Raw genomic sequence first — 18422 nt, forward strand, 5'->3', positions numbered from 1 at the left:
GGGCGGCCCGGGCGTACCGCCCCGGCCCGCCCGGTGTTCGTTCACCTCGTGTGCACGTCGTTCGTCGCCTCGATCTGCCTCCAGGACTTCGGCCGCGCCACAGCCGCCGACCCCGGTGCGAGGGCCGCCGCGCGGGCCGCGGGGGCGGCCGGCTTCGTCGGCTGGAACAGCCAGGTGTCGAAGAGCGTGGCCAGCGGCTTGCCCGAGACCTGCTCGGCGTACCGCTGGAAGTCGGCCACCGAGGCGTTGCCGTAGGCGTGCCGCTGCGGCCAGCCCTTGAGGATGGCGAAGAAGGCAGGGTCGCCGACGGCGTTGCGCAGCGCCTGGACGGCGAGGGCGCCCCGGTCGTAGACGGCGGCGTCGAACTGGTTGTCCGGGCCCGGGTCGCCCGGCTTGACCGTCCAGAAGGCGTCGTCGGCCGGGTGCGAGGCGTAGACGTAGTCCGCCAGCTCCTGTGTGGTGCCCTCGCCCTCGTGCTCGGACCACAGCCACTGCGCGTAGCGCGCGAAGCCCTCGTTGATCCAGATGTCCTTCCAGCCCTTGAGCGACACGCTGTCGCCGTACCACTGGTGGGTCAGCTCGTGCACCACGACCGAGGTGTTGGAGCCGTTGGCGAACTGCTTGGGGCTGTAGTACACGCGGGTCTGGGTCTCCAGCGCGTACCCGGTGGTGGTGTTCGGCACGTAGCCGCCCGCCGAGCTGAAGGGGTACGGCCCGAAGTAGCCGCTCAGCCAGTCGACGAGCTCACCGGTGCGCTCCACGCTCGCCCGCGCCGCCCCGTCGTTGTCGCCGAGGTCCCGGCTGTAGGCGTTGACGACCGGGACGCCGCCGTCGGAGGTCCCCGTGGTGATGTCGAACTTCCCGAGCGCCAGTGTGGCCAGATACGTCGCCTGCGGCTTGTTCTCGCGCCAGTTGTAGCGCGTCCAGCCCAGCTTGGAGCTGGTCGACTGGAGGGTGCCGTTGGAGATCGCCTGGGTCCCGTCGGGGACGGCCACCGACACGTCGTACGTCGCCTTGTCGAGCGGGTGGTCGTTGCTCGGGAACCACCACCAGGCCGCCTCGGGCTCGTCGGCGGCGACGGCGCCGTCGGGGGTGCGGTGCCAGGTGGTGAAGCCGTACGCGCTCTTGGTGGAGGGCACCCCGCGGTAGCGGACGACCACGGTGACGGGCGTGCCCTTGTCCAGCGGGGTCCTCGGGGTGATCACCAGTTCGTGCTGGCCGGAGGTGGTGAAGGCGGCCTTCGCGCCGTTGACCCGTACCTCGCTCACGTCCAGCAGGAAGTCCAGGTCGAAGCTGGAGAGGTCCTGCGTGGTGCGCGCCTCGATGGTCGCCGTGCCCTCCAGCTCGTCCGTCGCGGGCTGGTACTTCAGCCGCAGGTCGTAGTGGGAGACGTCGTAGCCGCCGTTGCCGTAGTCGGGGTAGTAGGGGTCGCCGATGCCCGGCGCGCCGGGGGTGTGGCTCGCGGCCGATGCCGGGATCGCCAGCAGGACGCAGGCCGCCGCCAGTGCTCCCGGCACGATGATTCTGCGGTGCACGTCAGCTCCAAGTCGTAGGAGAACTCGGTTCGTTCGGAGCCTATTGAGTCCCTGACGTCCCGGGCATGTCCATGGCCACCCCTGTCACACGATCGCCATTCGGCCGTCATGACCCTGCCCCACGCGGGGTCCCTTTCCAGCCACCCAGGGGCACCTTTCACCCGTCAGCCGCCTCTTTCTGTACGGGAGTTGACCCCTGTAGCGTCCGCACATGCCGATAAGCATGCGCATGACCACCTGGAGATCGCTCGCCGTGACGGCCACCGCCGTGCTGGCGGCCGCCCTCCTCACCCCGGCCGCGGCCCTCGGCGCACCGCGCGAGGGCCGGACCCCGCCCGAGAGCCGGCCCGTCTACTCCTACGCGAACGCCGTCCGCGAGTCCGTCTGGGTCGACACCGGGACCGACGCGGACGGCGACGGCCACACCGACCGCGTCGCCGCCGACATCGTCCGCCCGCGCGAGGCCGCCCGGCAGGGCCGCAAAGTCCCCGTGATCATGGACGCCAGCCCGTACTACTCCTGCTGCGGACGCGGCAACGAGAGCCAGAAGAAGACCTACGACAGCAGCGGGCACGTCGTGCAGATGCCGCTGTTCTACGACAACTACTTCGTGCCGCGCGGCTACGCCTTCGTCGGCGTCGACCTGGCCGGCACCAACCGCTCCGACGGCTGCGTCGACGTCGGCGGCCCCTCCGACATCCGCTCCGCCAAGGCCGTCATCGACTGGCTGAACGGCCGCGCCCGCGCCTACACCACCCGCACCGGTTCCACCCCCGTCAAGGCCACCTGGACCAACGGCAGGACCGGCATGATCGGCAAGAGCTGGGACGGCACCGTCGCCAACGGGGTGGCCGCCACAGGCGTCAAGGGCCTGAAGACCATCGTGCCGATCAGCGCCATCTCCTCCTGGTACGACTACTACTTCGCCAAGGGCGCCCCGCTGTACGACTCCGGCCCGGACTGGCTGTCCGACTACGTCGAGAGCCCCGCCGCCCGGTCCAGGTGCGCGGCCGAGCAGAAGCGGCTCGTCGACGGCGCCCCGCGCAGCGGCGACTGGACACCGCTGTGGACCGCGCGCGACTACGTCCGCGAGGCGGCCAAGGTGCGGGCCAGCGTCTTCCTCGTCCACGGCATGCAGGACCTCAACGTCCGTACCAAGAACTTCGGCCAGTGGTGGGACGCCCTCGCCCGGCACCACGTCAAGCGCAAGATCTGGCTCTCCCAGACCGGCCACGTCGACCCGTTCGACTTCCGCCGCGGCGCCTGGGCAGACACCCTGCACCGCTGGTTCGACCACGAACTCCTCGGCTACGACAACGGCGTGGACCGCGAGCCCATGGCCGACATCGAGCGCCACCCCGACCAGTGGGTCACCTCCCGCGTCTGGCCCCCCAGCGGCACGCAGGCCACCACCCTCCGCCCGGCCCCCGGCGCCCGCCCCGGCGTCGGCACCCTCCAACTGCGCGCCGCCCACGGCACCGAGACCTTCACCGACGACCCCCGGCTGAGCGAGACCGACTGGGCCGACCAGGCGGGCCGGCCGACCGCGGAGAAGGCCGGGTTCCTCACCGTGCCGCTCAGCCGTGACCTCAGGCTCGCCGGCTCCTCCCGGGTCACCGTCACCGCGACCCCCACCACCACGACGGCCCACCTGTCCGCCGTCCTGGTCGACCTCGGGCCCGACACCATCCGTGACTACGCCGACGCCGCCGAGGGCATCACCACCCTCACCGGCCGTACCTGCTGGGGCGCGAGCACGGCCGGTGACAGCGCCTGCTTCCTGGAGACGGCGGCGAAGACCAAGGCCGTGGGCTACACCGTCGTCAGCCGCGGCTGGGCCGACCTCGGCAACTACGCCGACACCGGCAAGGGCGTCCCGCTCACCCCGGGCAGGGCGTACACCATCACCCTGGACCTGGCGCCCACCGACCACGTCGTGCCCAGGGGCCACCGGCTGGCGCTGATCGTGGCGGGCACGGACAAGGACCTCATCGACCCTCCCGCCTCCACCCCCACCCTCACGCTGGACCTGTCCCGCACGTCTGCCCGCATCGCGCTGACGGGCGGCGCGGCGGCCTTCGCCCGGGCCACGGCGGGGACGGCGCCCGACGCGTCGGCGTACGGGACCGGAGCGGGCGCCGGGGCCGGAAGCCGGCAGGGCGTGCCGGCGGCCGGCACCGCTCACCGGGTGCCGGCGGCGGGGACCGTTCACCGGGTGCCGGCGGCCTGACGCGGGCGAGCCCGGGCGCCCGGAGCGGGGCGCCCGGGCTCGGCCACGCTCCGGCGGCCGCGTCACCGGCCCGGCCGCCTGCCGCGCACCCCGGACGGGGACCTAGGATCGGCGGTCTGATGACTGCCACCCTCGTCGCCAAGAACCTCGCCGCCGGACACGCCGACCGCACGCTGTTCACCGGGCTCGACCTCGTCGTCGCGCCCGGTGACGTGATCGGGCTGGTCGGCGCCAACGGCGCGGGCAAGTCCACGCTCCTGCGGATGCTCGCCGGACTCGCCGCGCCCGACCAGGGCGAACTCACCCTCTCCCCGCCCACGGCCACCGTGGGCCACCTGCCCCAGGAGCCGGAGCGCAGGCCCGGGGAGAGCGTGCGGGAGTTCCTCGCCCGCCGTACCGGGGTCGCCGCCGCCCAACGGGCCATGGACGAGGCCACGCAGGCGCTCGTCGACGGCGCGCCGGGCGCCGACGACGCCTACGCGGTGAGCCTGGATCGCTGGCTCGGCCTCGGCGGCGCCGACCTCGACGAACGCGCCGAGGAGGTCACCGGCTCCCTGGGCCTGGCCGTAGGCCTCGACCAGCCCATGACGTCCCTGTCCGGCGGCCAGGCCGCCCGCGCGGGCCTCGCCTCGCTGCTCCTGTCCCGCTACGACGTCTTCCTGCTCGACGAGCCCACCAACGACCTCGACCTGGACGGCCTGGAGCGCCTCGAACGGTTCGTGGGCGGCCTGCGCGCCGGCACGGTCGTCGTCAGCCACGACCGCGAGTTCCTCACCCGCACGGTCACCAAGGTCCTCGAACTCGACCTCGCCCAGGGGCAGATCAACCTCTACGGCGGCGGATACGCGGCCTACCTGGAGGAGCGCGAGGTGGCCCGCAGGCACGCCCGCGACTCCTACGAGGAGTACGCCGACAAGCGGACCGCCCTCCAGGAACGCGCCCAGACCCAGCGCGCCTGGATGGACAAGGGCGTGAAGAACGCCCGGCGCAAGGCGGGCAACGACAACGACAAGATCGGCCGCAAGTTCCGCAGCGAGGCCAGTGAGAAACAGGCCGCCAAGGCCCGGCAGACCCAGCGCATGATCGAGCGCCTGCAGGTGGTCGAGGAGCCGCGCAAGGAGTGGGAGCTGCGCATGGAGATCGCGGCAGGCCCCCGCTCGGGCGCGGTCGTCGCCACCCTGCGCGACGCGGAGGTGCGGCGCGGCGGCTTCGTGCTCGGACCGGTCTCCCTGCAGATCGACTGGGCGGACCGGGTCGCGGTGACCGGCGCGAACGGCGCGGGCAAGTCGACCCTGCTGGCCGCCCTGCTGGGCCGGGTGCCGCTGGACGCCGGACACGCGGCCCTGGGCTCCGGCGTCCTGGTCGGCGAGGTGGACCAGGCGCGGGGGCTGTTCCTCGGCGCCGAGTCCCTGCTGGACGCCTTCCGCGCGGCGGTCCCGGACACCGAGCCGGCGGAGGTACGCACCCTGCTGGCCAAGTTCGGCCTCAAGTCCGACCACGTACTGCGCCCCGCCGCCACGCTGTCCCCGGGCGAGCGCACCCGGGCCGCCCTCGCGCTCCTCCAGGGCCGGGGCGTCAACCTGCTGGTCCTGGACGAGCCCACCAACCACCTCGACCTGCCCGCCATCGAGCAGCTGGAGGCGGCCCTGGACGCCTACGAGGGCACCCTGCTGCTGGTCACCCACGACCGCCGCATGCTGGAGGCGGTGCGCGTCACCCGCCAACTGGGGGTGGCGGACGGAAAGGTGACCGAGCGATAGCCGCCCGGATCATGGCCCTACACTCGGCAACCGTTGCCCTGCGGAGCGAAACCGCCGAACGAAAGGCCTGGTTCCCCATGTTCCAAGACGCCCCCATCTACCACCAACTCGTCGCCGAGCGCGGCGACGTACCCGCGCGGGTACGCGACGCGGCCACGACCATACGCCTGGAACTGGAGCAGGTGATGAGCACGGGCCGGCCCCCGGGCCCCTTCGCCCCCGCCCAGCACCAGCCGCCCCAGACCCAGGGCCCACGCCACAACGCGGCCCTACCCCCAGGCCCCCACCCGCGATAGCCCTGAAACGCCCCGGGATCAACTCGCGTACGGGTTAAACGAGTTCGGCCCCCGGACCTGCGCCGGCCCCGGTTCCGCCGTGTGGCGGAACCGGGGCCGGCGGGCTCAGCGGCGGCCGTTCTTCGGGTCGAGCAGGCCCGCGCGGCGCAGCGCGTCGGCCATGGCGCTGTTGGCGGGGGGCGGGGCCTGACGCGAGGACCCGCCGCCACCGCCACTGCCACCGCGGCCCTGGCGCTGCTGGGGCGGACGCCCGCCGCGCCGGCCGCCGCGCTCACCGCCGCCGCCCTGGCCCTGCTGCCGCTCCTGCGGCGCCGTCTCGTCGTCCAGGCGCAGCGTCAGCGAGATCCGCTTGCGCGGGATGTCCACGTCGAGGACCTTCACCTTGACGATGTCCCCGGGCTTGACCACATCGCGCGGGTCCTTCACGAACGTCCTGGACATCGCCGAGACGTGCACCAGACCGTCCTGGTGGACGCCGACGTCCACGAACGCGCCGAAGGCCGCCACATTCGTCACCACACCCTCGAGGATCATCCCGGAGGACAGGTCGGAGATCTTCTCCACGCCCTCCTTGAAGGTCGCCGTCTTGAAGGCGGGCCGCGGGTCGCGCCCCGGCTTCTCCAGCTCCTTGAGGATGTCGGTGACGGTGGGCAGACCGAAGGTGTCGTCCACGAAGTCCGCCGGACGCAGCGAGCGCAGCACGCCGGTGTTCCCGATGAGGGACGCCACCTCCTGGCCCGTGGTCTTCACCATGCGCCGCACCACCGGGTACGCCTCGGGGTGGACGCTGGAGCCGTCCAGCGGGTCGTCGCCGCCGCGGATCCTGAGGAAGCCCGCGCACTGCTCGTACGCCTTGGGGCCGAGCCGCGGGACGTTCTTCAGCTGGCCGCGCGAGGTGAACGGCCCGTTGGCGTCGCGGTGCGCCACGATGTTCTCGGCCAGGGAGGAGGTGATCCCGGAGACCCGCGAGAGCAGCGGAACGGACGCCGTGTTGACGTCCACCCCCACGCCGTTCACACAGTCCTCGACCACCGCGTCCAGCGAGCGGGACAGCTTCACCTCGGACAGGTCGTGCTGGTACTGGCCGACGCCGATCGACTTGGGGTCGATCTTCACCAGCTCCGCGAGCGGGTCCTGGAGCCGGCGCGCGATGGACACCGCGCCGCGCAGCGACACGTCCATGCCGGGCAGCTCCTGCGAGGCGTACTGCGAGGCCGAGTACACCGACGCGCCCGCCTCCGACACCACCACCTTGGTGAGCTTCAGCTCCGGGTGCCGGGAGATCAGCTCACCGGCGAGCCTGTCCGTCTCGCGGGACGCCGTGCCGTTGCCGATCGCGATCAGCTCGACCGCGTGCTCCTTCGCCAGCCGGGCCAGCTTGGCCAGCGCCTCGTCCCACTTGTTGGCGGGCACGTGGGGGTAGATGACGTCGGTCGCCACGACCTTGCCGGTGGCGTCGACCACGGCCACCTTCACGCCCGTACGGAATCCGGGATCCAGGCCCAGCGTCGAGCGGGTGCCCGCCGGGGCGGCGAGGAGCAGGTCGCGCAGGTTGGCCGCGAAGACGTTCACCGCCTCGTCCTCGGCGGCCGTGCGCAGCCTGAGGCGCAGGTCGATGCCGAGGTGGACGAGGATACGGGTGCGCCAGGCCCAGCGGACGGTGTCCTGAAGCCACTTGTCGGCCGGGCGGCCCCGGTCGGCGATGCCGAAGCGGTGCGCCACGATGGCCTCGAACGACGACGGGCCCTCCACTGGCTCCTCGGGCTCCAGGACGAGGTCGAGTACCTCCTCCTTCTCGCCGCGCAGCATCGCCAGGATCCGGTGCGAGGGCAGGTCGGTGAACGGCTCGGCGAAGTCGAAGTAGTCGGCGAACTTCGCGCCCGACTCCTCCTTGCCCTCGCGCACCTTCGCCGCCAGCCGCCCGCGCACCCACATGCGCTCGCGCAGCTCGCCGATCAGGTCCGCGTCCTCGGAGAACCGCTCGGTGAGGATCGCCCGCGCCCCGTCGAGCGCGGCCTGCGGGTCGGCGACGCCCTTGTCCGCGTCCACGAAGGCGGCCGCCGCGGCGAGCGGCTCCACGGAGGGGTCGGCGAGCAGCCCCTCGGCCAGCGGCTCCAGGCCCGCCTCACGGGCGATCTGCGCCTTGGTCCGCCGCTTGGGCTTGAACGGCAGGTACACGTCCTCCAGGCGCGCCTTGGTCTCGGCGCCCCGGATCCGCGCCTCGAGCTCCTCGGTCAGCTTGCCCTGCTCGCGCACCGACTCCAGGATCGCCGTCCGCCGCTCCTCCAGCTCACGCAGATACCGCAGCCGCTCCTCGATCGTGCGCAGCTGCGCGTCGTCGAGCGTCTCGGTCGCCTCCTTGCGGTAGCGGGCGATGAAGGGCACCGTCGAACCGCCGTCCAGCAGCTCCACGGCGGCCTTGACCTGCCGCTCCCGTACGCCGAGTTCCGCGGCGATCCTGCCTTCGATCGACGCTGTGAGGGGTGTCGTCACGATCCCGTACCGCCTTATCCACTTCGGGTTGCGCGGCAATTGTGACAGCCCCCGCCGACAACACCCCCACAGCCCACCCGCGGCGCGCCCGCCCGTGCCTCAGCCCGCGCCGGTGACGCTCCACGTGAACCGCGGGGCCCTGCGCTCCAGGAAGGCGGCGACGCCCTCCTCGGTGTCGCCGGCGACACCCGCCTGCTTCGCCCAGTGGGCGTCCCGGTCCGTGCGGCCGTCCGCGAACTCCTTCGCCGCGGCCTGGGTCAGCTGCGAGCGGGAGACCAGGATCCGGGCGAACTGGGCGACCCGCTCGTCCAGCTCGCCCTCGGGCAGCACCTCGTCGGCCAGGCCCGTGCGCAGCGCGCGCTCGGCGTCGATCAACTCGCCCGAGAACAGCAGGTACTTGGCGGTCGCCGGGCCCACCAGGGACACCAGCCGCCGGGTGGAGGACGCCGGATAGACGATGCCCAGCTTGGCCGGTGTCACCCCGAACAGCGCCCCCGCCTCGGCGAACCGCAGATCGCAGGCCGCGGCGAGCTGCGCCCCGCCGCCCACGCAGTGCCCGCGCACCGCGGCCAGCGTCGGCTTCGGGAACGCGGCCAGCGCCTCCTCGGCGCGCACCGCCAGCCGCTGCGCCTCCTGCGGGGAGCCCCGCAGCGTGGAGATGTCGGCGCCCGCGCAGAACGTCCCGTCCGCACCCGTGAGCACCAGCGCCCGTACGCCGGGATCGGCGGCCAGTCGCTCCAGGAGCGGCGGCAGTGCCCGCCACATCGCGGCCGTCATGGCGTTGCGCTTGGCCGGATTGCGGACGACTACGGTGGCTACGGCGTCCGTGACGTCGTGCGACAACTGCGGCTCCATGCGCCGGATGCTATCCGCCCGGCCCTGCGGCACGGCACGCGGGCGGCGGGCCGGCGGCACACGGACCGACAACCCGAAAAGTTGCCGAATTCGCCACGGACCGGGCAGAAGCGGTCGCCTCTCCGTCCGCAAAAGACAGGATCGGTCGGAATGCGCCCCGATTCAGCCGACTTGTGTTCAGTCCTTGGGGGTGCGGTGATGTGTTACCAACACTCGACGTGTGGTGACAATCGAGCGTGAGGGTGGCGACCCGGCGATGGACGGCCACGGGGGCGGGCAGGGCCCGCGCCCGGAGGGCGGCGCGGGGGCGCCCCTGGCGGCCGGGCCGCCCGGTCCGCTGCCGTACGAGGGAGTATGGCGGTTCACCGCGCCCGCCGTCGACGCCTCGGTCCCGCAGGCCCGCCACGCCGTGCGGGACCTGCTGCTGCGCCAGGGAGTGCCGGCCTCGGACGACCTGGTCCACGGGCTGCTGCTGATCGTCTCCGAGCTGGTCACCAACGCCGTGCGGCACGCGGCGCTGCTGTCGCCGATGCTCGCCGTGGAGGTCGCCGTCGGCGCGGAGTGGGTGCGGGTGTCCGTGGAGGACAACCACCCCTACCGTCCGACCGCGCTCGAGGCCGACCACGGACAGACCGGCGGGCGCGGACTGCTGCTGGTCCGTGAGATCGCCCGGGAGGCGGGCGGGGTCTGCGACGTCGAGCACACCACGAGCGGCGGCAAGGTCATCTGGGCCGCCCTGCCGCTCAAGCCCGCGCGCTGAGGACCTTCGCCGGGTTCCCGGCCTCACCAGCCGGCGGGACCGGTCAGCTCCCTGATCGCCGGCCGGGCCGCGTCCAGCACGGTCGGGAACCACGCCGAGAAGGTGTCCCGCGCGTGCCGCTCGGCGAGCTCGGCCGGGGTCACGAACGCGGTGTCGCCGACCTCCTCCGTGTCCGGCCGCAGCGGGGACTGCACCAGGCCGACGAAGAGGTGGTTGTACTCCTGCTCCACCAGTCCCGAGGCCGGGTCCGGGTGGTTGTAGCGGACCGTGCCCGCCTCGGCGAGCAGCGACGGGGAGACCCCGAGCTCCTCGTACGTCCGCCGGGCCGCCGCCGCGAAGGGCGCCTCGCCGGGGTAGGGATGGCCGCAGCAGGTGTTGGACCACACGCCGGGGGAGTGGTACTTGCCGAGCGCCCGCTGCTGGAGCAGCAGCCGGCCGCGGTCGTCGAAGAGGAACACGGAGAAGGCCCGGTGCAGCTGCCCCGGCGCCTGGTGCGCGGTGAGCTTCTCCGCGGTGCCGACCGTCACGCCGTCCTCGTCGACCAGCTCCAGCAAAATCGCGTCCGCGGTGCCGTTCGACGAACTGTGCGTCGCGGTGGCAGGTGTGATCGGCATACCCATCCTTCGCATCGGTCCTCAAGCCCCAAGTCTGCCGTACGAATCCGGCACTCCCGGCACTTCCCGGCACTCCGCATGTCCCGCGCGGCGTCGTGGACGGCGGCCGTCACGGTCGGGGACCGCGAAAGGGTCCCGGTGGTTGATCGTGCCCGGAGCGGCGCGTCCGAACCGTCCGGCGCCCGGTGGCACTCACGTGCCGTCCGGGGCTCAGTGGCACAGGCGCGCCTCGTGCGCGGCGTGGCCGCCCGGCTCCAGCTGGAAGGTGCAGTGCTCGACGTCGAAGTGGTGACCGATGCAGCCCTGGAGCTCGTGCAGCAGCTTCTCGTGGCCGATGGCGCTGAGCACCTCGGAGCTCACCACCACGTGCGCGGAGAGCACCGGCAGGCCGGAGGTGATGGTCCAGGCGTGCAGGTCGTGCACGTCCTCCACGCCGTCCAGCGCCAGGATGTGCGCCCGCACCTCGGCCATGTCGACGTTCCTGGGGGCCGCCTCCAGCAGTACGTCGAGGGTCTCGCGCAGCAGCTTGACCGTGCGCGGCACGATCATCACACCGATGGCGAGGGAGGCGATCGGGTCGGCGGCCTGCCAGCCGGTGAGCAGGATGACCGCGGCCGAGATCATGACCGCCAGCGAGCCGAGCGCGTCGGCGGCCACCTCCAGGAACGCGCCCCGCACGTTCAGGCTCTCCTTCTGGCCGCGCATCAGCAGCGTCAGCGAGACGGAGTTGGCGACCAGGCCGATCAGGCCGAACCAGATCATCAGGCCGCCGTGCGTGTCGGCGGGGGTGACGAACCGCTGCACGGCCTCGTAGAGGACGTAGCCGCCCACGCCGAGCAGGAGCAGGCAGTTGGCGAGCGCGGCGAGGATCTCGGCGCGGGCGAAGCCGAAGGTGCGGTTGCCGCTCGGCGGCCGGTTGCCGAAGTGGATGGCGAGCAGCGCCATGCCGAGGCCTAGCGCGTCGGTCGCCATGTGGGCCGCGTCCGCGACCAGGGCGAGCGAGTCGGCGAGCATCCCGCCGGCGATCTCGACCACCATGACCGCGAGCGTGATCGACAGCGCGACGCGCAGTGTGCCGCGGTGCGCGGCCGCCGCCGTGCCGTTCGCGGCGCCGCCGTGCGCGTGCCCGTGGTCGTGTCCCGCGCCCATGGTGTCCGTGGTGTCCCTTCGGCGTTCGCTGTTCCGTCCGGGACCACAGTGAACTACGGGCGGGGGGTATCGGGCAACGCGGCACTGAACACCGTTGTCATGTGCCCTGACCTGGGCAAACGATCCGCAGGTCAGGCGCGCGCGGCGGGCGGCCGGGGCTCAGGCGCGGTGGTGGAGCCGCCAGCCCTCCCAGGCCGAGGAGACCATCTCGCGCACCCCGCGCCGGGCCCGCCAGCCCAGCTCGGCGGCGGCCCGCTCCGCCGACGCGACGGCGCGCGGCGCGTCCCCGGGCCTGCGGGCCTCGACCACCGGCTGCCGCCGGTCGCCGGTGACCTCGCCGATGACGGAGATCAGCTCGCGCACCGAGACGCCCTCGCCACGGCCGATGTTCACCGTCAGATCGGTGCCCGCCGCCACGCCGGTGAGGTACCGGGCGGCGGCCAGGTGGGCGTCCGCGAGGTCGGAGACGTGAATGTAGTCGCGGACGCAGGTGCCGTCCGGCGTCGGGTAGTCGTCGCCGAAGACGCGCGGGGCGTCGTCGCGGGTGAGCCGGTCGAAGACCATGGGCACGATGTTGAAGACCCCGGTGTCCGCGAGCTCCGGGGCGGCCGCGCCGGCCACGTTGAAGTAGCGCAGGCAGGCCGTCGCCATGCCGTGCGCCCGGCCCGCCGAGCGGACCAGCCACTCCCCGGCGAGCTTGGTCTCGCCGTAGGGGTTCACCGGGGCGCACGGGGTGTCCTCGGTGATGAGGTCCGCGGCTCCCGGATCGCCGTAGACGGCCGCGGACGAGGAGAACAGCAGGCGCCGGACCCCTGCCTCGGCCGCGGCCTCGAGCAGGGTGGCCAGGCCGCCCACGTTCTCCTGGTAGTAGCGGGTGGGCCGCGCCACCGACTCGGCCACCTGCTTGCGCGCCGCGAGGTGCACGACCCCGGTCACGCCGTGCTCGGCGAGCACCCGCTTCAGCAGTTCCCCGTCCAGCGAGGACCCCCGCACCAGCGGCACGTCCGAAGGAACCCGCGCGGCCCGCCCCGCGGACAGGTCGTCGAGCGCGACCACCCGCTCCCCGGCCCCGGTCATCTCCCGCACCACATGCGCCCCGATGTACCCGGCGCCCCCAGTAACCAGCCATGTCATGCCGCCCCACCCTATGCCGAACCCCGGACGCCCGCGGACGTATGCGAGGAATGCCCGGAAATGCTGCTCGTGGTGGACGTCCGAAGCGGGCCGGAGTTTGTGGGCCGGGCCTCCGATCACCGATGATGATCGCGGCGCAGCTGCTGCCGGACCGGGTTGGTCGGGCCGTTAACGGCCGGTGAACGCGGGTCTACCGTCATCCGATAGCCTCTGCCGACATGCCGCGCGGGTGCCACGGGCAGCGGCGCCTCCATCATGCACATGACCGGCGCGGTCGCGCGCCGGCACTCAAGGAGTGAGTTCGGTTGCCGACCGCCATCCTCACCGGTCAGCCGGTCCCCGGATCGTCGATCGAGGGTGATCTGCGGTCACTCGGCTTCGACGTGCGGACCGCCGCCGACGCCGCCGACGCGGAGACCCTCCTCGCCGAGGTGCCCGGCGACCAGCGGGTCGCGCTCGTCGACGCCCGCTTCGTCGGCCACCTGCACGCGCTGCGCCTCGGCCTGACCGACCCCCGCTTCCCGCTCGCCGCCGTCCCCGGCGCCGTCACCGCCCGGCCCGACGGCCGCCAGGCGCTGACCCGGGCGCTGGCCCGCGAGAACTCCGCCGGCGGCGGCACCGCCCTCGCGGTGGAGAGCCTCGCCGACCACGTCGTGGCCGCACTCGACACCGACGGCGCCACAGTGCACCGCCCCGAGCTCGGCAGCCTCGTCGCCGCCGTCCCCGAGGACCCCCAGACCCGCAACGAGGCCCGGCAGGCCGTCGCCGCCGTCGACGACGAGGCCGTGCGCCTGAAGTCGGCCGTGAAGGCCCGAGACGGCTTCTTCACCACCTTCTGCATCAGCCCGTACTCGCGCTACATCGCCCGCTGGTGCGCCCGCCGGGGCCTGACCCCGAACCAGGTCACCACCGCCTCCCTGCTCACCGCGCTCATAGCGGCCGGCTGCGCCGCCACCGGCACCCGCGGCGGGTTCGTCGCCGCCGGCGTCCTCCTGATCGCCTCGTTCGTCCTCGACTGCACCGACGGACAGCTCGCCCGCTACTCCCTGCAGTACTCCACCCTCGGCGCCTGGCTCGACGCCACCTTCGACCGCGCCAAGGAGTACGCCTACTACGCCGGCCTCGCCCTCGGCGCCGCCCGCGGCGGTGACGACGTCTGGGCCCTGGCCCTGGGCGCCATGGTCCTGCAGACCTGCCGGCACGTGGTCGACTTCTCCTTCACCGAGGCCAACCACGACGCCACCGCCAACACCAGCCCCACCGCCGCCCTCTCCGACCGGCTCGACGGCGTCGGCTGGACGGTCTGGGTGCGCCGCATGATCGTGCTCCCCATCGGCGAGCGCTGGGCGATGATCGCCGTCCTCACCGCGGTCACCACCCCCCGCATCACCTTCTACGCCCTGCTCGCCGGCTGCGCCTTCGCCGCCACGTACACCACCGCCGGCCGCGTGCTGCGCTCGGTGACCCGCAAGGCGCAGCGGACCGACCGCGCGGCGCGGGCGCTGGCCGACCTCGCGGACAACGGCGCGATCGCCGCACTCGTGGGCCGTCTCGCACGCGTGCCCCTCGGCGGCCCGCTCCCCGCGGCCCTGGCCGGCACGGCCGTGCTCGCCGCCTCCCTGTTCTCGGGAGTCTCCTGGGCCCCCGTCTGCGGCGCCGTCGTCTACGCGGTCACCTCCGGCCAGGCCCTCTCCCGCCCCCTCAAGGGCGCCCTCGACTGGCTGGTCCCGCCCCTGTTCCGGGCCGCGGAGTACGGCACGGTCCTGGTCCTCGCCGTCCACGCGGACGTGAACGGAGCCCTGCCCGCGGCTTTCGGGCTGGTGGCGGCCGTCGCCTACCATCACTACGACACGGTGTACCGCATCCGCGGTGACGCCGGAGCGCCACCGGCCACGCTGGTGCGCGCCATCGGGGGGCAGGAGGGGCGGACGCTGCTCGTCACCGTGCTCGCCGCCCTGCTCACCGCAGCTCAGTTCACGGTCGCGCTCACGGTCCTCGCCGTGGTCGTCGCCCTGGTGGTGCTCGCCGAGAGCATCCGCTTCTGGGTCGCCTCGCACCTGAGGGGCGCACCCGCCGTACACGATGAAGGAGAACCCGCATGATCGGCCTCGTGCTGGCGGCCGGCGCCGGACGGCGTCTGCGCCCCTACACCGACACCCTGCCCAAGGCGCTGGTGCCGGTGGGGCCCGAGGGCGCGGAGGACAGCCTCACGGTGCTCGACATCGCGCTCGGCAACTTCGCCGAGGTCGGCCTGACCGAGGTCGGCGTCGTCGTCGGCTACCGCAAGGAGGCCGTGTACGAGCGCAGGGAGGCCCTGGAGGCCAAGTACGGCCTGAAGATCACCCTGATCGACAACGACAAGGCCGAGGAGTGGAACAACGCCTACTCCCTGTGGTGCGGCCGGGACGCGCTGAAGGACGGCGTGATCCTCGCCAACGGCGACACCGTCCACCCGGTCTCCGTCGAGAAGACCCTGCTCGCCGCCCGCGGCGACGGCAAGAGGATCATCCTCGCCCTCGACACGGTGAAGTCGCTGGCCGATGAGGAGATGAAGGTGGTCGTCGACCCCGAGAAGGGCGTCCAGCGGATCACCAAGCTCATGGATCCGGCCGAGGCCACCGGCGAGTACATCGGCGTCACCCTCATCGAGGGCGAGGCCGCCGAGGAGCTCGCCGACGCGCTGAAGGCGACCTTCGAGCGCGACCCGCAGCTGTACTACGAGGACGGCTACCAGGAGCTCGTCAACCGCGGCTTCAAGGTCGACGTGGCCCCCATCGGCGACGTCAAGTGGGTCGAGATCGACAACCACGACGACCTCGCCAAGGGCAGGGAGATCGCGTGCCAGTACTGACCCGGCTCATCCCCTCGCCGGTCGTCGTCGACATCCGGGCCGGCGCCCTGGACGACCTGGCGGGCGTGCTCGCGGACGAGCGCATCTCGCACTCGGGCCGGCTGGCCGTCGCGGTCAGCAACGGCTCCGGGGCGCGGCTGCGCGAGCGGATCGCCCCCACGCTGCCCGGCGCGACCTGGTACGAGGTCGGCGGCGGCACCCTCGACGACGCCATCCGGCTGGCCGGCGAGATGAAGTCGGGCCACTACGACGCGGTGGTGGGCCTGGGCGGCGGCAAGATCATCGACTGCGCCAAGTTCGCCGCGGCGCGCGTCGGCCTGCCCCTGGTCGCCGTGCCGACCAACCTCGCGCACGACGGTCTGTGCTCCCCGGTGGCGACCCTCGACAACGACGCGGGCCGCGGCTCGTACGGCGTGCCGAACCCGATCGCGGTCGTCATCGACCTGGACGTGATCCGCGAGGCGCCCGCGCGGTTCGTGCGCGCGGGCATCGGCGACGCGATCTCCAACATCAACTCGATCGCGGACTGGGAGCTCGCCAACCGCGTCAACGGCGAGAAGATCGACGGCCTGGCCGCGGCCATGGCCCGCCAGGCCGGCGAGGCGGTCCTGCGCCACCCGGGCGGCATCGGCGACAACGGTTTCCTCCAGGTGCTGGCCGAGGCGCTGGTGCTCACCGGCATCGCGATGTCCATCTCCGGGGACTCCCGCCCCGCCTCGGGCTCCTGCCACGAGATCAACCACGCCTTCGACCTGCTGTACCCCAAGCGCGCCGCGAGCCACGGCGAGCAGTGCGGCCTCGGCGCGGCCTTCGCGATGTACCTGCGCGGGGCCCACGAGGACGCCGTGGCCATGGCGCGGGTGCTGCGCCGGCACGGGCTGCCGGTGCTGCCGGAGGAGATCGGCTTCACGGTGGACGAGTTCGTCCGCGCCGTGAAGTTCGCCCCGGAGACCCGGCCCGGCCGCTACACCATCCTCGAACACCTCGACCTCAACGCCGACCAGATCAAGGACATCTACGCCGACTATGTCAAGGCCATCGGTAGCTGAACTGAGACCGGTCGTCCACCCCGCCGGGGTCAAGGACCGGCGCAGCGGCGAGCACTGGGCGGGACGCCTCTACATGCGCGAGGTGTCCCTGCGGATCGACCGCTACCTGGTGGGCACCAGGATCACGCCCAACCAGCTCACCTACCTGATGACCCTGTGCGGCGTCCTGGCCGCCCCGGCCCTGCTGGTGCCGGGTATCTGGGGCGCCGTGCTCGGCGTGGTGATGGTCCAGCTGTACCTGCTGCTGGACTGCGTCGACGGCGAGATCGCGCGCTGGAAGAAGCAGTACTCGCTCGGCGGGGTCTACCTCGACCGGGTCGGCGCCTACCTCACCGACGCCGCCGTCCTGGTCGGGCTCGGCCTGCGCGCCGCCGACCTGTGGGGGAGCGGGCGCATCGACTGGCTGTGGGCCTTCCTCGGCACCCTGGCGGCCCTCGGCGCGATCCTGATCAAGGCCGAGACCGACCTGGTGGGCGTGGCCCGGCACCAGGCGGGGCTGCCGCCGGTGAAGGAGGCCGCCTCCGAGCCGCGCTCCTCCGGCATGGCACTGGCCCGCAGGGCCGCCGCCGCGCTGAAGTTCCACCGGCTGATCCTCGGCATCGAGGCGTCGCTGCTGATCCTGGTCCTCGCCATCGCCGACCAGGCCCGCGGCGACCTGTTCTTCACGCGTCTGGGCACCGCCGTACTCGCCGCGATCGCGCTGCTGCAGACGCTGCTGCACCTGGTCTCCGTCCTCGCCTCGAGCAGGCTGCGATGACCGGGGCCCCGCGGGTGGGCGCGGTGATCATCACCATGGGCAACCGCCCCGACGAACTGCGCGCCCTGCTCGACTCGGTCGCGGGGCAGCAGGGCGAGCCGGTCGAGGTCGTCGTCGTCGGCAACGGCTCGCCCGTCCCGGACGTCCCCGAGGGCGTGCGGACGGTCGAGCTGCCCGAGAACCTCGGCATCCCCGGCGGGCGCAACGCCGGGATCGAGGCCTTCGGCCCCGGCGGCCGGGACGTCGACATCCTGCTCTTCCTCGACGACGACGGCCTGCTCGCCCGCACCGACACCGCCGAGCTGTGCCGGCAGGCCTTCGCGGCCGACGACCGGCTCGGCATCATCAGCTTCCGCATCGCCGACCCGGAGACCGGCGTCACCCAGCGGCGCCACGTGCCGCGGCTGCGCGCCTCCGACCCGATGCGCTCCTCCCGGGTCACCACCTTCCTCGGCGGCGCCAACGCCGTCCGTACGAAGGTCTTCGCCGAAGTCGGCGGGCTCCCGGACGAATTCTTCTACGCACACGAGGAAACCGACCTTGCATGGCGGGCCCTCGACGCGGGCTGGATGATCGACTACCGGTCCGACATGGTGCTGTACCACCCGACGACCGCGCCCTCGCGGCACGCGGTCTACCACCGCATGGTCGCCCGCAACCGGGTCTGGCTGGCCCGCCGCAACCTCCCCGCGCCGCTGGTCCCCGTCTACCTGGGGGTCTGGCTTCTGCTCACCCTCGCCCGGCGCCCCTCGGGCCCGGCTCTGAAGGCCTGGTTCGGCGGCTTCCGGGAGGGCTGGACCACCCCGTGCGGACCCCGTCGGCCGATGCGGTGGCGGACGGTGTGGCGGCTCACCCGGCTGGGCCGGCCGCCGGTCATCTGACAAGCTCGTTCCCTGGGAGCACCGGGCCGCCGCGCCCGGTCCGCGCCCGCGTGACGCC

At 73.0% G+C, this 18422-nt stretch carries 15 protein-coding genes; 9 read left to right on the forward strand and 6 right to left on the reverse strand.

Annotated features, from left to right (window positions below; genetic code table 11):
- Window positions 1-41: 41 nt before the first annotated feature.
- Window positions 42-1535, reverse strand: a complete 1494-nt coding sequence (locus tag IE217_RS21605) for a M1 family metallopeptidase (RefSeq protein WP_190179546.1) — start codon at window positions 1533-1535, stop codon at window positions 42-44.
- A gap of 211 nt (window positions 1536-1746) precedes the next feature.
- On the opposite strand from IE217_RS21605, the gene IE217_RS21610 reads away from it, so the two are divergent.
- The 3 genes from IE217_RS21610 (at window position 1747) to IE217_RS21620 (ending at window position 5821) form a co-directional block, all read left to right on the forward strand.
- Window positions 1747-3765 carry a Xaa-Pro dipeptidyl-peptidase gene (locus IE217_RS21610; RefSeq protein WP_190179547.1) on the forward strand — a complete coding sequence of 673 codons (2019 nt, stop codon included), beginning with the start codon at window positions 1747-1749 and terminating at the stop codon, window positions 3763-3765.
- Window positions 3766-3884: 119 nt separating this feature from the next.
- Window positions 3885-5525: an ABC-F family ATP-binding cassette domain-containing protein gene (locus IE217_RS21615; protein ID WP_190179548.1), complete on the forward strand. Its 1641-nt coding sequence runs from the start codon at window positions 3885-3887 to the stop codon at window positions 5523-5525.
- 77 nt (window positions 5526-5602) lie between these two features.
- A complete protein-coding gene (locus IE217_RS21620; RefSeq protein WP_190179549.1) occupies window positions 5603-5821 on the forward strand; it encodes a hypothetical protein in 219 nt (72 codons plus the stop codon).
- A 105-nt stretch (window positions 5822-5926) separates the two neighbouring features.
- Here the strand turns inward: IE217_RS21620 and IE217_RS21625 are convergent, their stop codons facing one another.
- Together IE217_RS21625 and IE217_RS21630 are read right to left on the reverse strand one after the other, a co-directional pair.
- On the reverse strand, window positions 5927-8314 hold the full coding sequence (locus IE217_RS21625) for a Tex family protein (protein ID WP_190179550.1): 2388 nt from the start codon (window positions 8312-8314) through the stop codon (window positions 5927-5929).
- Window positions 8315-8413: 99 nt separating this feature from the next.
- Complete coding sequence (locus tag IE217_RS21630; RefSeq protein ID WP_190179551.1) at window positions 8414-9169, reverse strand: enoyl-CoA hydratase/isomerase family protein; 756 nt, start codon at window positions 9167-9169, stop codon at window positions 8414-8416.
- A gap of 256 nt (window positions 9170-9425) precedes the next feature.
- Between IE217_RS21630 and IE217_RS21635 the strand changes: the two genes are divergently transcribed.
- The gene (locus IE217_RS21635; protein WP_190179589.1) at window positions 9426-9929 is read left to right on the forward strand and encodes an ATP-binding protein; all 504 of its coding nucleotides are present in this window, start codon (window positions 9426-9428) and stop codon (window positions 9927-9929) included.
- Window positions 9930-9952: 23 nt separating this feature from the next.
- Here IE217_RS21635 and idi read toward each other — a convergent pair whose 3' ends face one another.
- The 3 genes from idi to galE form a co-directional block, all read right to left on the reverse strand.
- Entirely contained in the window at window positions 9953-10543 is a 591-nt protein-coding gene (gene idi, locus IE217_RS21640) for an isopentenyl-diphosphate Delta-isomerase (RefSeq protein ID WP_190179552.1), read from the reverse strand.
- A gap of 210 nt (window positions 10544-10753) precedes the next feature.
- Window positions 10754-11692, reverse strand: a complete 939-nt coding sequence (locus IE217_RS21645) for a cation diffusion facilitator family transporter (RefSeq protein WP_190179553.1) — start codon at window positions 11690-11692, stop codon at window positions 10754-10756.
- Window positions 11693-11851: 159 nt separating this feature from the next.
- Window positions 11852-12826 (reverse strand): UDP-glucose 4-epimerase GalE, encoded by a 975-nt coding sequence (galE, locus tag IE217_RS21650; RefSeq protein WP_190179554.1) that lies wholly within the window; start codon window positions 12824-12826, stop codon window positions 11852-11854.
- A gap of 305 nt (window positions 12827-13131) precedes the next feature.
- Between galE and IE217_RS21655 the strand changes: the two genes are divergently transcribed.
- Genes IE217_RS21655 through IE217_RS21675 form a run of 5 tightly spaced genes read left to right on the forward strand, consistent with a single transcriptional unit; the run spans window position 13132 to window position 18364 of the window.
- On the forward strand, window positions 13132-14928 hold the full coding sequence (locus IE217_RS21655; protein ID WP_190179555.1) for a DUF5941 domain-containing protein: 1797 nt from the start codon (window positions 13132-13134) through the stop codon (window positions 14926-14928).
- Window positions 14925-15677 (forward strand): phosphocholine cytidylyltransferase family protein, encoded by a 753-nt coding sequence (locus IE217_RS21660; protein WP_190179556.1) that lies wholly within the window; start codon window positions 14925-14927, stop codon window positions 15675-15677. The genes IE217_RS21655 and IE217_RS21660 overlap by 4 nt, the downstream gene beginning before the upstream one ends.
- Window positions 15665-16726 (forward strand): iron-containing alcohol dehydrogenase family protein, encoded by a 1062-nt coding sequence (locus IE217_RS21665; RefSeq protein ID WP_190179557.1) that lies wholly within the window; start codon window positions 15665-15667, stop codon window positions 16724-16726. Before IE217_RS21660 ends, IE217_RS21665 begins: the two co-directional genes overlap by 13 nt.
- Window positions 16704-17483: a CDP-alcohol phosphatidyltransferase family protein gene (locus IE217_RS21670; protein ID WP_190179558.1), complete on the forward strand. Its 780-nt coding sequence runs from the start codon at window positions 16704-16706 to the stop codon at window positions 17481-17483. The genes IE217_RS21665 and IE217_RS21670 overlap by 23 nt, the downstream gene beginning before the upstream one ends.
- Window positions 17480-18364, forward strand: a complete 885-nt coding sequence (locus IE217_RS21675; protein WP_190179559.1) for a glycosyltransferase family 2 protein — start codon at window positions 17480-17482, stop codon at window positions 18362-18364. Before IE217_RS21670 ends, IE217_RS21675 begins: the two co-directional genes overlap by 4 nt.
- Window positions 18365-18422: the final 58 nt, after the last annotated feature.

The sequence above is a fragment of the Streptomyces naganishii JCM 4654 genome (genome assembly GCF_014650575.1).
Classification (GTDB): domain Bacteria; phylum Actinomycetota; class Actinomycetes; order Streptomycetales; family Streptomycetaceae; genus Streptomyces; species Streptomyces naganishii.